We start from the raw sequence: 14387 nt of genomic DNA on the forward strand, positions 1-14387 counted from the left end.
TTATTTTATTGCTATTTTTTGGTTCTTGATTTGGAAATTAAATATGCACCAATTCCGATCAGTAATATACTTATCAAGATTTTGATAAAATTTCTAAAGAAAAATGTCGAAGGAGTTATTATACTTACCAAAATAATTAACCCAATTACGATAAATAGTAAAGCAAACAGACCTATAACGACTTTTCTGTCTTCATCTTCTAAATTATGTGAAACATGGTGATGCTCGTTTTCGGGGGTTTCTTCAAAATTATCAGAATAATGATTTTGTTGAGGTTCGGGAGGGATTATAAAAATTGCGATTATATACAAAATAACCCCGAATCCCCAAACTAGGCTTAAAACAATCCATAACAGCCGTATGATGACAGGGTCTATTTGAAAATACTCACCTAAGCCTCCGCAAACACCGGCTAAAATCTTATTTTCTCTGGAACGATAGAGTTTTCTCAATTTTTTCCCCTCCAGGTATGAGTTATTATACTATACTAGTTTTGTTTTTCAAAAGCCAATTAATAGCATTGGGGCCGAATTTCAAATTAATAGCGTCAATTATACCCAAATAATTAAAATTATTAATAAACTGCTCAAGAGTTATTAAAATCTTTTGCATATCAGAAAAAGTGATTTTTTCGCAATCAAAGGCATTTAATAATTCGTCCATATCGAGTATTTTGTATTTTAAGTTGTTATAAACTAGAAGATCTAATTCTTGATCTTGAAATTCAATATTTCCGCTGCTGACATTGTATTTACCAAAATCTATATAAACGAGATATTTAGACATTTCACCTTTCTCATCATGATAATAGGTTAGCATAACGTTGTCACTGGGGCATAGTATGCGTTTTATGAAATCAACCGAGTTATGAGAAGATAAAATCTTCCATTTTCTTTTTATTCCGTACAGATTATTTTCAAATACCTTTATTTCATCTACTTGAATTTTTTCATCAACGGTATGAGTTTTTATTGTTTCGATTTTGTTTTTTAAATTAAAATTATAGTATTTTATAACTACCACCTCTAATGTGTGGGAAAAAGGCTCAGCTTAATTCATGAATTAATAAGCCACTCCTCAATTTTGGTTCAAACCAAGTGGATTTAGGTGGCATTATCTTGTTCATCTCTGCAACTTTTAAGAGTTGGTCTATTTGAGTGGGATACATAGAAAATCCAACTTTCCAATCTTTTTTGTCTACCCACTTTTCGATTTCTTTTACACCTCTAATACCACCCAGGAAATATATTCTTGGATCGGTTCTGGGATCTTTTATGGAAAGTATGGGATCTAATAAGTATTTTTGCAATATTTGTACATCAAGGTTTTCTACAGGATCTTCACTTTCTTCACCTCTAAATGTGAGTTTGTACCATTTTTTTTGAAGATACATTCCAAAAGAGTGTGAGGAATCAGGAGAATAAGGTGAAAAGGGAGCTTCTTCTACTTCAAAATAAGAACCCATCTTTTTCAAAAATTCATCTTCATTTAAACCATTTAGATCTTTAACAATTCTATTGTACGGGAGTATTCTGAGTTCGTTGTGGGGGAAAATAGCGGCCATAAAATAATTGTAGGGTTTATTCAAAGAGTAACTTGTGTCTTTTTCTTTCAGTATTTTTTGAACTCTGGAAGCGGCAGCAGCCCTATGGTGTCCATCTACAATGTAAAGATATTCGATAGTATTGAAAGCTTTTTCGATTTGTTCCCTTTCGTTTTCTTCTTGGATTTTGATGAGTTCATGTTTCACATTGTTTTCATCGCAAAAGGAATAAAGAATTTCCTTGTTTTTTATAAGCTTGTCAATGATTGCTTTTAAGTCTTCTTGGGCTTTGTAGGTTAAGAAAACAGGTCCAGTTTGTGCATTTAGATTTAATATGTGATTTGTCCTGTCGTCTTCTTTGTCACTTCTTGTTAATTCATGTTTTTTTATAATCCCTTTGTCGTACTCATCCACGCTCACCACAGCAAAAAAACCTGTTTGAGAAACTCCTTGCCAGGTTTCACGATAAATATAAAAAGATGGTTCAACATCTTTGATTAATACGCCATTTTTAATAAAGGATTCAAGATTTTCTTTGGCTTTTTTGTAAATAGCTTCTTTAGAATCTTCTTTCGCCTCTACTTCGGACCTTGTTACCCTCAAGAAAGAATTGGGGTTTCTAGAGATTATTTCCTTAACTTCATCCTCCTCAAGTACATCGTAGGGTGGGCAAGAAAAACACTGTTCTATCCCTTTATATGGTCTTAAAGCTTTAAAGGGCTTTACTGTAGCCAACTCTATCTCCTCCTGTCTTTGATTAATTGATGAAAATATTGATCTTGAACGTCAAACATTTTTTTAGCATCTTCTTCAGAGTTTTCATGATCGTAACCAACGATGTGTAGTAAGCCATGAATAAGTATATAATAGAATTCTTCTTCAAATGAATTGCCAAAATCAGGCGCTTGTTTTTCTATACTTTCAACAGAAATGACAATATCTCCAATGACAGGTTCTTTTAAACCATAAGAAAAGGATAAAACATCCGTAGGTGAACTTTTGCCTCTATATTTATTGTATTCGCTTATATTCTTATCGTCGGTGATTAATATGTTTAATTCAAAATCCCCTTCGCCAACCTCGTTTAGAAGAAGTTTTTTGGCGATATCTTTGATTAATTTAGTGTCTATCTCTCTTAACTCTTGTTGGTTTATAACGTTTATTTTCAAAGGCGTTCTCCTCTACTCTTTAAGTTCTTTTGCCTCAACTTTGGGATAGGATATCCTTTTATGATTCATTTCCATTATGGTTCTAATAATTCTGCCTTTTATCTTTTTGACTTCTCTAAGTGTTAATCCACAATCATCTAACTGTCCTTCAAAAAAAAGGGAGTTTATCAAATTATCAAGTTTTTCATTAAGATCAACAGCGCTTAAGTCTTGCATACTTCTTACCATGGCTTCAGTTACATCGCATATCATAAGTATGGCAGCTTCCTTAAATTGAGGGATGGGTCCGGGATATCTGAACATGTTGGTATCTTTTATCCCTGTTTGATTATAATATTCGCTGTAAAAGAATTGCTTAACCCTTGTGCCATGATGCTGTGCTATCATATCCTCTATTAGTATAGGTAAACGGTGTTTTTTTGCCAATTCGATACCATAAGTGACATGGTTGTTTAAAATCAAAGAACTTAATTTAGCACTTATATCGGAATGAGGGTTTTTATTCTTTTGGTTTTCTGAAAAAAACTGAGGTCTCCACACCTTCCCTATATCGTGGAAATAAGAACCTACCCTGGCTAAAACCATATTTCCATTGATAATCTCAGCAGAGCTTTCCGCTAAGTTAGATATGATCATGCTGTGATAGTATGTTCCTGGTGCTTTCAATGAAAGATTTTTTAGCAAAGGATTACTTAAATTACCAAGTTCCAACAACCCAATCTCGGAATAAACTCTGGTTAAGTATTCAAAGAAGGGTAAAATACCCATAGTTACCAATACGCTCAAAAAATTACTTTCGATTATTATGAGATAGTCCAACGGAGTATAGTATAAGTTAATTACATAAGCAACGATAATTTGCGTTAAACTAGCCCAAAAAAATGGTAGTATTATTTCTATTCTTCTTTTGGTTTTTCTGGATGATAGGGCGACAACTGCTGCAGGTAAAAATAAAAAAATCGTGAACTTCAAATCAAATCCGAATAAAATACCAAAGTAAGCGGAAAATATGAGCCCTGAAATTAAACCGGTAGAGTAATCTATTAGTAAGGTTATTATCAAAGTACTCAATATGGTCGATATTGCAAATATATTCACATATTTGAAAACAAAAAGATTCAGTATTATATTGAAAAAGAGCGGCGTTAAAAAAGCCGCCCAATAATTTTTAGGATGAAGTTTAAACATTTTATTCTTAGGTAACAAAAATTCTCCGATAAATATCCAAAATACAAGAAATACTAAGTTAAAACTTAACTGAAAATTCAACGAGATTCTGTTGAAAATGAGCCATTCTGTGAATAAAGCTAAAAAAATAAAAAGAACTACCCTACTTATAAAACCCTTATTTTTAGAAAAAAATAGATTCACTTTTTGAAAAAGATTTTTACTAATTCGTTTATTATTTTCTGTATTTTTGTTCTTCATACAGTGGAAAACACTTCCTTATTTTATACCCATTTATAAACCGTTTTCATAATCTTCGTAGGCTTTTATAATTTCTTTTACTAAAGGATTCCTCACCACATCGTTATTTGAAAGTTCAATGAATTTTATCCCAGAAATGTTACCATTCAATACCTTTTTAACCGATAGTAATCCAGAGTCTTTCTTTTTTTCTAAGTCTATTTGGGTTACATCACCAGTGATGACCGCCTTCGTGTTAAACCCTATCCTTGTTAAAAACATTTTCATTTGCTGATAAGTTGTATTCTGTGCTTCGTCTAAGATAATATAAGAATTGTTTAATGTTCTACCCCTCATGTAAGCTAAAGGTAGTATTTCTATAATACCTTTTTCTCTGTATGAAATCAGTTTGTCAGTATCCATAAAATCAAGTAAGGCATCGTACAACGGCCTTAAGTAGGGGTCAACCTTTTCATAAAAGCTACCAGGTAAAAAACCTAGTTTTTCTCCTGCTTCAACTGCTGGTCTAGTAAGTATTATCCTTTGAACTTTACCTGATCTTAAATAGTCTACTCCCATAGCAACCGCTAGATACGTTTTGCCGGTTCCCGCTGGTCCTATACTAAAGACAATGTCATTATTTTTTAAGTAGTCGATATAATTTGCTTGGCCTTCAGTTTTTGCAAAAATTTGGGTACCCACGATCCGGGTGTTGATAACTTCTTTCATTGATTTTTTCTTTTCTTCAGTTTTTGAACCATTCCCGTTGGTTTTATACCTAGAAACCACGTATTGAAATTCATCCCAATCAAGTAAATGGCCTTCATCTAAAATTTCTAAAAGTTCTGTGAATATCTTTGATGTTTTATTGACCGAGTCGTCATCCTTTCCTTCGATGAAAATTTTTCTATTTTTGTAATGTATATCTACGTTCATCTCTTTTTTAATGTACTTTGTTCGGCTATCATAAGCCCCAAAAATTTCAATCGGTTCAACATTCTCAGGTATAGAGATAGAATATCTCAGAATAGATTATCCCTCCTCTTTGATTTTTTTACAAAATAAGGTATACTTTTATCACTTGTATTATACCACAATTTAAGAAAAATAAGAATAATCGTGAGAACAGCTGTATAAAGGGGTTAAAAGTATGTGGTATCCAGGACATATAGAAAAAGCCAAATCTTTGATAAAAAAGCATTTAAAACTTGTTAATGCTGTAGTAGAAATTCTTGACGCAAGGGCTCCGTACGCTAGCAGGGCGTATGAAGAAGAACAGCTTTTTAGGAACAAAAAAAGAATAATTATTCTCAATAAAAAAGACCTTTGCGACATGAAAAAAATCAAGTTGTGGGAGAAGTATTATAAGGAAAAAGGTGAGGATGTTTTTTCACTTAGCCTCAATGAATTCAATGTTAAAGACTTTTTTTTAAAATATATTTATCCCATCGTCCCTCAAAAGTTCAATGAAAAGTCGCTTATGATAGTTGGTATACCAAATGTTGGTAAATCTACCTTTATAAACCGTTTAAAAGGTAAAAAATCTGCTGCAGTTGGAAATAAACCTGGTATAACAAGAGGTTTACAATGGATAACCGTATCGAAGGACTTAAAAGTTCTTGATACACCGGGTGTGTTATATCCAAAACTTTTTAACAAAGATCTTGTTAACAAATTAATTCTAATTGGTTCTCTAAAAGCAGAAGATACGGAATTAGATGAGGCTCTTTTCTACCTTTTTGATTTTTTAAAACAAGAGTATCCTAATATTTTGGATTCAGTTTTAGAAGATTGGGAAAGCTGTGAAAATATAGTTGAGTTCATAGAAAGGTTTTCTATGAAGAGAAATTTTATAAAAAAAGGCGGAGTTCCAGATTACGAAAGGGGAAGAAATGCCTTTCTAAGAGAAATAACCGAAGGGAAATATGGGGGTATAACCTATGAAATACCTTCTGATATTGATTGAAAAAAACCGGTGCAAGCACCGATTTTTAGAATTTTTCTATAATTTTCACATAATCTCCGTTGTTGAGTAAAGCCGCATTTGCCTCGTCGATATCAACATGAAACTCTAATGCATATTTTTCACTGACTCTGACCAAAACATCTTGAAAAATAAGTCTTCTTCCTTCTTTATCACAATATACTGAAACTAAGTCTTTATCTTTAACGCCATAATGTTCGGCATCCTTTGGGTGCATATGTATGTGCCTTTTGGCAATGATTACACCTTTCTTTAATTGTATTTCACCAACAGGTCCTTTTATCGTAATCCCTGGTGTTCCTTCTATATCTCCTGAGTCTCTAACAGGGGGGTTTACTCCCAGTTTAAAGGAGTCTGTTCTAGATATTTCGACTTGTGACTCCTTTCTTACCGGACCTAATATTCTCACTTTTTGGAAAGAACCCTTTGGTCCTATCAAATCTACACATTCTTCAGATGCGTATTGACCCGGTTGTCCCAGTGGTCTTAAGGGAGTTAATTCATAGCCTTTACCAAACAACTTTTCCAAATCTTCTTGTGATAAATGTACATGCCTATTTGATACCCCAACAACTACTCCAGGTTCTTTCAATTGCAAGTTTTTACACCTCCATAAATGATGAAATCCTACTTTCTTTCAAAGCTCGAAAACTCTATAGACAGCGCCCCTTCGCCCCGCTCCCCACCCCACAATCGGCCCACATGAAATCTTTCTATTTCATTGATTTTCTTATCACATACTTAAGCCCTTTAGGTTTTGATATTTCTGCTATTAAGGGACCTCTTTTTATAGAAAGCCATCCCGCTCCAGGAAGGGCTATATCATTTCCCTTATCAATTTTTACATTTTCTCTTTCAAACTCTATTTGATCAAAATCAAAATTATTATCGTAAGGAGGGAATAAAACCTCTCTATTGTGAAGTAAATCATTAACTCTTTCTTCTTTTGCTCTATGAGCAGATATCTCTTCTGGAAGAAAAACAGTGATTATAGGTGGTAAATTGTTAACACCGTTCTTTAAAACTTTCAACCAGAACAATCCGCTGATAAAAAGAACATTTTTTTCATTCACCGTGAAAGTTTTAATTTTAATTTTTTTAGAAGGAATCATCTTAACTTGAGTATAAATATCAAAAAAATCGCACAACCTGTCTTGTGTGAAAATGCCAGGGGTATCGAATAATTGCAAATCTGTGTTAGGTACGTTTGCTTTTAATACCTTCAAAGTAGTTCCAGAATATGCACTTACAGTTATTTCTGCTTCCACTAGTCTGTTTAAAAAAGATGATTTACCTACATTGGTTACCCCAAATACCAATGCCTTTTCTTTCTCTTTTTGCAAAAGCAATTGTTTTGTTTTTTCTATTCCCATACCTGTTTTAACGCTGACCATTCTCACATGATCATCCGGGATATTTATGCCCATCTCTTTGATCCTCAATAGCAACCAATTTTTTAATTTTTCGTAGGGTGTGCTTTTCGGTAAAAGATCTATTTTATTGACGATTAAAAAAATATTCTTCCCTTTTATTTTTTCGGCAATCTCTTTTCTGAATGTGCCTTCGAAATCTATTATATCAACCACCCACAAAACCGTTTCGAAATCCCTTAAAATCTTGTCGATCTCATGGGAAAAATCAGAATTTATTGTGACCGGTAATAAATAATTATAATGCTTTAATTTGAAGCATCTTTGGCAAACTACAGATTCGTTATTTTCTATTTTTTCTTTTAGGACATTCTCAGGTATATACCCTGGGTTTTTAGGCTCTTCTGTTTGTATCTCTATACCGCAGCCTTCACATTTCATAAAATTATTGACTCCATTAAAAATTCTTGAAAGGATCAAAATCCGCAGTAATTTTCCCATAAAATAGTTTCTACCATTTGAACCTATGTTAAAAAAACCCGAATACTTAGATATTTCTAAGTATTCGGGCCAAAGGTTTTTGTTACTCAATCGATCTCTTTTTTAGAGTTTCAAATTTACTTGTCAACCAAAAAATTTTGTGATATAATAAATTTGCTGATTGGGGGATCGTCTAACGGCAGGACAGCGGACTCTGACTCCGTCAGTGGAGGTTCGAATCCTCCTCCCCCAGCCAATACAACAATAAGGAATCCCTGTTATCCATAGCTCACTGATTCACTTGGAGATAAATATGAAGTTTGCCAATGTCTCCAACGAGAAGGAAATTTGTAAGGATATAATCGACGTCGGCAGGCGAGACAACGGTGATGTGGAGGTCGGCTTTGAGAGGTTAGACCAGCTGAACGACGTAATGGTTCTCATTGAGCAAGCGTTCCAGCTTCAGGACGTGGAGTAGGGGGGTATTGCATGAGGTTTATTGTTATGAAAGAAATTCCGACGGACTGTGAACCTGACACTTTCTATTTACTCAAGGGAGTGATTTATAAAGACAGGCTTGACGATTCGTGGAATGATTATGGTTATCACACCAGATACACGCTTCTTTACTGCGATTTTTTCCAACACAGAACAGAACTAGGTGTTGTAAACATTGGCGAGTTTCAGATGAGCGAAAACCAAATCTCTCCTAAATTGCCGCGAAAATTTACAAGTCTTGACCCTAATAAATTCTTTTCGGTGGGTAATAACGAGGAGTACTATAAAAACATTGTCAACCTTGAAAACGGCAGAGGCTATGATATATTGCTTTCTCTTAATGATTTTACGCTGTGTAGGGATGTATATGTAAAAGCTAAGGAAGAGAAAGTAACTGTTTTATCTCTGCTCAGAGATATTGAAGGAGACAATCAGGACAGTCGTATCCAAGAGTTTTTTGAATTATTAAGGCCACCCCTTAATTTGAACACAATGCGGAGAATTTTTGGCTCTACTGGTTGGGATGATGTAGACAGCGGATTACTGGAAATGCAGCGGCTTCTTTTGATAGCAAATACTCCACTCTACTACAATGCTATAGCTACAATGGGAAGAGAAATATTAAAAAGGGTTGCAGAAAAACTCTACATTGATGATTTGCACAGAGATAAAAGCAAAAACCCTGAACCTCCAACGGATGATCAGTACAAAAATAAACTATGCAGTTTTGTAGATTATCTATGCAAGGAAGAAGAAATTGCAAAAAATCTAAAAGAGTATATAAAAACCACAATCAACTTGGTACAAGGATACGTTCACAAGAAGCAAGGTAAGGGATTTGAAAGTTTCATGTGTGTTCATGCTGTCACATCTTTGGTTTTTCAATTGAGTATTATTTATAAAAAAGATAAATACAATGAGCTTGCTGGTCAATAAAAGCACAAATGGTGAGATAGGAAAATTAATCGATGGGGTGTGTAGCTGGGGTGAAATTTTTAACGATTTACTTTTAGGGGTGCATCTTATCAATAGATAGTAATTTGCCCAATACAATAAGGGATCCTTGAAGAGGATCCTTTTTTTCTTTTTTCAGCAAAGAGTATTTGAAGAATAAGAAGAACTTATAGATAAAAAAATAATTTGATTTAAACGAAACATATGATTATTAAAAATTTAACAGATTTAAGTTATAATATAATGTATGCTAGTGAAAAAAGCCACTTGAAATACCAAAATCGCAAATTTGTTTTTGTAATATTGTGAAATATATAACAAAAATTATAAAAGGGGTGATTTCGGTGAGTATGAAAGATAGTTTTCAAAAAGCAATGGACTGGATGAAGGAGTTTTCTAAGACAAACCCAGAGCAAATGAAGAGTTTCCAAAACATGATGGAGGCAATCGAAAAAGAAGAAGGTGCAGCGCTTGATAAAAAGACTAAAGAGTTAATAGCTGTTGCACTTTCTATAGCCAGAGACTGTGAATGGTGTATTGCGTGTCATGTAAAATTTGCGTTAGAAGCAGGTGCCACAGAAGAGGAAATTCTGGAAGCTGCGTGGGTTGCAGTGTTGATGGGTGGAGGTCCAGCTTTAATGCATGCAGGGTTGGTTTTGGAAGCATTAAAAGACCTAAAATAATAGTGAATTATGTCGAAGGGGAGAAAATCTCCCCTTTTTTGTTATAATGTTAATAAAGATTAAATTGGGCGCGGGCTGCGCGGTAAAAGATACAGAGATTTTTATCCTTGTGGGTGAGAAATTGGGTGAAGAAAGAGAAATGTTTTATCCTTCTGGGTGGGAGACAGGGTGAAGAGAGAAAAACTGTTTTATCCTTGTGGGTGAGAAATTGGGTGAAGAAAGAGAAATGTTTTATCCTTTTGGGTGGGGAGCGGGGGGAAGGGCGCTATATATAATGTTTTAGAGATTCTAAAATCAAAAAAATTAAATAAAAAGGAGGCAATTCTAATGTACGATGTTGTTGTTATAGGATCAGGACCAGGTGGTTATGTGGCAGCAATAAGGTTATCACAATTAGGGAAAAAGGTTGCCGTTGTTGAAAAAGAAAATCTTGGTGGAACTTGTACCAACAAAGGTTGCATCCCCACAAAAGCAATGTTGACCTCTTCACATCTTTACGAAGAGATTTTAAAAAAATCGAACAAATTAGGCATAAAAGTTGGTGAAGTAACTTATGAAATAAGCGAAATAATGAAACATATGAAAAAAGTTGTTCTACAATCTAAAAAAGGGATAGAATATCTATTTAAGAAAAATCATATCGAATTAATACAAGGTACCGCTGAAATAGCAGATAAAAATCATATAAAAGTTGGCGATAAAACCATAGAAACGCAAAACATTATTTTAGCTCATGGTTCTGAACCAGTAATGTTTTCACCCTTTGATAAAATTGAAGGAATTTGGACAAGTGACGATGTGTTTACAATGGAACATTTGCCAGAATCGATTTTGATAGTTGGTGGAGGGGTAATTGGTGTAGAATTTGCTACATTTTTTGCAAGTTTAGGTAAAAAAGTCTATGTTGTAGAACTGCTTGAACATATTCTGCCCAATGAGGATAAAGATGTAGCAGAAGAAGCAAAAAAATCTTTGGTAAAAAAAGGCGTAGAAGTCTTAGAAAAACATAAGGTCATAGATATTAAAAAAAATGAAGATTCATACGTATCAAAAATGGATTTCAACGGTGAGACCAAAGAAATAACGAGTTCAAAGATTTTATTTGCTGTGGGGAGAAGGCCTGTTATAACGCCAGATATTAAAAATTTAGGTGTAGAGATAGAAAAAGGTGTTAAGACAGATTCCAAAATGAGAACAAACGTTGAAAATGTTTATGCAATAGGAGATATAAGAGCTCATATTATGTTAGCTCATGTGGCTATGAATGAAGGTATGGTAGCCGCACATAATATTGCAGGAGAATCTAAAGAAATGGATTACAGTGCTGTGCCAAATGTTATTTTCTCTAACCCAGAAATAGCAACTGTTGGGCTAAAAGAAGAAGAAGTTGATTCTGAAAAAGTTATCATTTCAAAATTTCCTGTATCTGCAAACGGTAGGGCTAGAACCATGGAAGAAAGAGATGGTTTTGTAAAGATAATCGCTGATAAAGAAACTAAAAAAGTATTAGGTGTAGCTATTGTCTCTCCGAACGCTACGGATATGATTATGGAAGGAGTTTTGGCTGTAAAGTATGGGATGAGTGTAGAGCAACTAACGGATAGTATACATCCTCACCCCACTTTAACGGAAAGTATCCTTGGTGCAGAAGAAACCGCGGAAGGATTGGCAATACATATTTAGACAAAGTCGTTGATAAAAGGAAGTTGTCATTTTTCAAAAGGCAAATTAAATATAACTATTTCCAATGTTTGTGGCGTGACATAATAAAAACTGTATGGGGTTATAAAGTTAAAGAAAATTAAAAAAATCCCACCAATTCGGTGGGATTAATCGTTTTTATTGAGGCTTATTGTTTAGAATCTTTTCAATTTCTTCCATTACGCTATCTGTAAGTTTTTCTTTTATCTGGGAAGCTTTTACATTTTCTTTTACCTGTTCTGGCCTACTTGCACCTGTTATTACGGTACTAACGTTAGGGTTTTTCAATATCCAGGCAAGAGCAAGTTGAGCCATTGTTGCGCCTAAATCGTTAGCTATTTTTGTCAATTTTCTGACCTTTTCAATATTTTCTTGCGACAAAACTCCGCCTTTTTCAAACTCTTCTCGTAAGTTTTTAAATTTTGCAAGTCTGCTATCTTGAGGGATTCCATCGTTGTATTTTCCGGTTAATACCCCGCTGGCCAACGGGCTCCATGTGGTTAACCCTAAACCATATTTGTCATAAAGAGGTTTAAACTCTTTTTCAACTTTGTTTCTAACTAACATATTGTATTGAGGTTGTTCCATTGTGGGCGGAATAAGATTTCTTTTATCTGCTACTAGATAAGCTTCTTCCAATTGCTCCGCACTCCATTCTGAGGTTCCCCAATAAAGAGCTAAACCGTTTCTTATTATATAATCCATCGCAAATACTGTTTCTTCAATGGGGGTTGTAGGATCTGGTCTATGGCAAAATATAAGATCAACATAATCAACTTGTAACCTTTTTAGAGAGTTCCAAGTTCCTTCTAAAAGATGCTTCCTTGATACCCCTCTATCATTTGGGCCTTTTCCACCCCAAAATATTTTTGTCGAAATTACAAGGTCTTCTCTTTTATACTCTTTTAGCGCCATTCCCATTAGAGATTCAGAAAGCCCGTTAGCGTAGGCTTCTGCGTTGTCAAAAAAGTTAACGTCGTTTTCATAAGCGGTACGCAAACACGATTTAACCCCTTCTGTATCTAATTGGTTTCCAAAAGTTAACCAAGATCCGAATGAAATTTCACTTACTTTTATACCCGCCTTACCTAAATTGTTATATTGCATAATCTGCCTCCTCCTTCTTCTTTAATTATACTATATACCATTATACCATATATTATCTTTAATTTTTCGTTTTTGCATTCGAACTTATTAAAAAAAATAAATATTTCTAGCAACTTTTTATTTGCTTTTGTGTACTGTTTTGTATTATAATTATTCTCAAGATAATTAAAAATAAGGGGGAGAAATTCCATGTCATTCAAAAGCATAAGAGGAAGGATAATTGTAATTATCGTTGTGATTTTTGTTTTATTTGGGGCAGCGATCTTTTTCAATATTTATTCTTTGATAAGGTCCAACGATGGGTTGGGTAGTTATAGGGATTTATCTGATGAAACGAATCAGATCTCTGAAATAGAAAACGACTTTTTTGGAGCTGCTTTAGCCTTCAAAGACTATGTGATTAACTACGATGAACAGACAAAAGAAACTTTTACTCAAAATATCAACGCAGTTCAAAGTTTCTTTACCGGTGAAACTACCGATTCTACAGTTGTGCAAAACGTAATCGCAAAGATAGACGACTATGAAAGCAGTTTTAATCAAATTGTTCAATTGAACGAAGAAAAAAATAGACTCGTAAGGCAGGATTTTAAAGATATATCCAATGAATTACGTCAAAGTATTACCGATTTTAAAACCTTAGCCCAAGAAAATAACGTTTCAACCCTTGTCTTTTATGCTGATAGTTCACTTAATATATTGGATAATATAGATCATTTATCTTCCATGTATTTTTCATCCAAAGCTCTTGGGGAAAAAAACAATGTTTTAAATGCTTTTAATGAATTGGATTCCCAACTATTGATTATGCAATATGGACTAACTTCAGATGAATTAACTGAAATGTTCAACGAGATGAAAGATATGGCTGAACAGTTCAAAAACACCTTCAATCAAATAGTCACAGCGATAGAATCCCAAGAGCCCATAATTGGGCAGATGGAACAAGCAAGGGTAGAGATATTGAATCTATTAGAAGAACAAAGAAATGAATTAAAAGTTCAACAAGACACATTAGGTCCATCACTCATAGAAGAAAACAACAGAGCAATAACCTTGACAATTATCTTAACCATAGTCGCCTTTGTAGTATCGATAATCATGGTTATCTATCTAATAAGGAGTATAACGAAACCACTGTTAGAGTTCAAAAACAAGATAAACCAATTCAAAGAAGGAGACCTAACGGTAAACTTTGAAAGTAAAAGTAAAGACGAGATAGGGCAAATGGCAAACGCTCTATCAGAAATGAGTAAAGAATTAAGAAAATCCATGGGCTCAATAATGCAAGCATCAAACAAAGTAGAAAACGCATCAGAAAGTCTAACACAATCATCACAAGAAAGCAGAAAGAGCTCAGAAGAACTCAAAAACCAGATGGACAAGATACAAACAAATGCAGAAGAAACGGCAGGAAACGTAGAAGAAGTAACCTCAGGGGTAGACGAAGTAGCAAGGGCAGCACAAGGGGTATCCCAAGACGCACAAAGG

General features: G+C 34.1%; 15 protein-coding genes and 1 tRNA gene. 7 read left to right on the forward strand and 9 right to left on the reverse strand.

From position 1 onward, the window contains the following. Positions 1–11 precede the first annotated feature (11 nt). Genes NAAC61_RS10125 through NAAC61_RS10150 form a run of 6 tightly spaced genes read right to left on the reverse strand, consistent with a single transcriptional unit; the run spans position 12 to position 5055 of the window. On the reverse strand, positions 12–452 hold the full coding sequence (locus NAAC61_RS10125; protein WP_202695960.1) for a PspC domain-containing protein: 441 nt from the start codon (positions 450–452) through the stop codon (positions 12–14). 25 nt (positions 453–477) lie between these two features. Beyond that, the gene (locus tag NAAC61_RS10130) at positions 478–1023 is read right to left on the reverse strand and encodes a DUF402 domain-containing protein (RefSeq protein WP_202695961.1); all 546 of its coding nucleotides are present in this window, start codon (positions 1021–1023) and stop codon (positions 478–480) included. A gap of 22 nt (positions 1024–1045) precedes the next feature. Continuing rightward, complete coding sequence (locus tag NAAC61_RS10135) at positions 1046–2278, reverse strand: DUF1015 domain-containing protein (protein WP_103064641.1); 1233 nt, start codon at positions 2276–2278, stop codon at positions 1046–1048. Between the two features lie 2 nt (positions 2279–2280). Next, positions 2281–2712 (reverse strand): rRNA maturation RNase YbeY, encoded by a 432-nt coding sequence (gene ybeY, locus NAAC61_RS10140; RefSeq protein WP_121514907.1) that lies wholly within the window; start codon positions 2710–2712, stop codon positions 2281–2283. A 12-nt stretch (positions 2713–2724) separates the two neighbouring features. Next, positions 2725–4140: an HDIG domain-containing metalloprotein gene (locus tag NAAC61_RS10145; RefSeq protein WP_121514906.1), complete on the reverse strand. Its 1416-nt coding sequence runs from the start codon at positions 4138–4140 to the stop codon at positions 2725–2727. A 33-nt stretch (positions 4141–4173) separates the two neighbouring features. Next, positions 4174–5055 carry a PhoH family protein gene (locus NAAC61_RS10150; RefSeq protein ID WP_202695962.1) on the reverse strand — a complete coding sequence of 294 codons (882 nt, stop codon included), beginning with the start codon at positions 5053–5055 and terminating at the stop codon, positions 4174–4176. A gap of 214 nt (positions 5056–5269) precedes the next feature. Between NAAC61_RS10150 and ylqF the strand changes: the two genes are divergently transcribed. Beyond that, a complete protein-coding gene (gene ylqF, locus NAAC61_RS10155) occupies positions 5270–6085 on the forward strand; it encodes a ribosome biogenesis GTPase YlqF (protein WP_121959840.1) in 816 nt (271 codons plus the stop codon). 25 nt (positions 6086–6110) lie between these two features. Here ylqF and pduL read toward each other — a convergent pair whose 3' ends face one another. Next, positions 6111–6701, reverse strand: coding sequence for a phosphate propanoyltransferase (pduL, locus tag NAAC61_RS10160; protein WP_121514904.1), 591 nt, complete (start codon positions 6699–6701; stop codon positions 6111–6113). Between the two features lie 115 nt (positions 6702–6816). Next, on the reverse strand, positions 6817–8064 hold the full coding sequence (yqeH, locus tag NAAC61_RS10165) for a ribosome biogenesis GTPase YqeH (RefSeq protein ID WP_237729884.1): 1248 nt from the start codon (positions 8062–8064) through the stop codon (positions 6817–6819). Between the two features lie 71 nt (positions 8065–8135). On the opposite strand from yqeH, the gene NAAC61_RS10170 reads away from it, so the two are divergent. The 5 genes from NAAC61_RS10170 to lpdA all read left to right on the forward strand — a co-directional run bounded on the left by NAAC61_RS10170 (position 8136) and on the right by lpdA (position 11771). Next, a tRNA-Gln gene (locus tag NAAC61_RS10170) sits at positions 8136–8209 on the forward strand. 57 nt (positions 8210–8266) lie between these two features. Next, complete coding sequence (locus NAAC61_RS10175; protein WP_202695963.1) at positions 8267–8431, forward strand: hypothetical protein; 165 nt, start codon at positions 8267–8269, stop codon at positions 8429–8431. 11 nt (positions 8432–8442) lie between these two features. Next, the gene (locus tag NAAC61_RS10180; protein WP_202695964.1) at positions 8443–9387 is read left to right on the forward strand and encodes a hypothetical protein; all 945 of its coding nucleotides are present in this window, start codon (positions 8443–8445) and stop codon (positions 9385–9387) included. Between the two features lie 368 nt (positions 9388–9755). After that, entirely contained in the window at positions 9756–10088 is a 333-nt protein-coding gene (locus NAAC61_RS10185) for a carboxymuconolactone decarboxylase family protein (protein ID WP_237729885.1), read from the forward strand. A gap of 327 nt (positions 10089–10415) precedes the next feature. Continuing rightward, on the forward strand, positions 10416–11771 hold the full coding sequence (gene lpdA / locus NAAC61_RS10190) for a dihydrolipoyl dehydrogenase (RefSeq protein ID WP_202695966.1): 1356 nt from the start codon (positions 10416–10418) through the stop codon (positions 11769–11771). A gap of 156 nt (positions 11772–11927) precedes the next feature. Here lpdA and NAAC61_RS10195 read toward each other — a convergent pair whose 3' ends face one another. After that, positions 11928–12896: a potassium channel beta subunit family protein gene (locus tag NAAC61_RS10195; RefSeq protein ID WP_202695967.1), complete on the reverse strand. Its 969-nt coding sequence runs from the start codon at positions 12894–12896 to the stop codon at positions 11928–11930. A 189-nt stretch (positions 12897–13085) separates the two neighbouring features. Here NAAC61_RS10195 and NAAC61_RS10200 point away from each other — a divergent pair. Beyond that, positions 13086–14387: methyl-accepting chemotaxis protein (locus NAAC61_RS10200; RefSeq protein WP_202695968.1), on the forward strand; the 1302-nt coding region annotated here is incomplete at its 3' end.

The organism is Petrotoga sp. 8T1HF07.NaAc.6.1 (genome assembly GCF_016772115.1).
Taxonomy (GTDB): Bacteria; Thermotogota; Thermotogae; order Petrotogales; family Petrotogaceae; genus Petrotoga; species Petrotoga mobilis.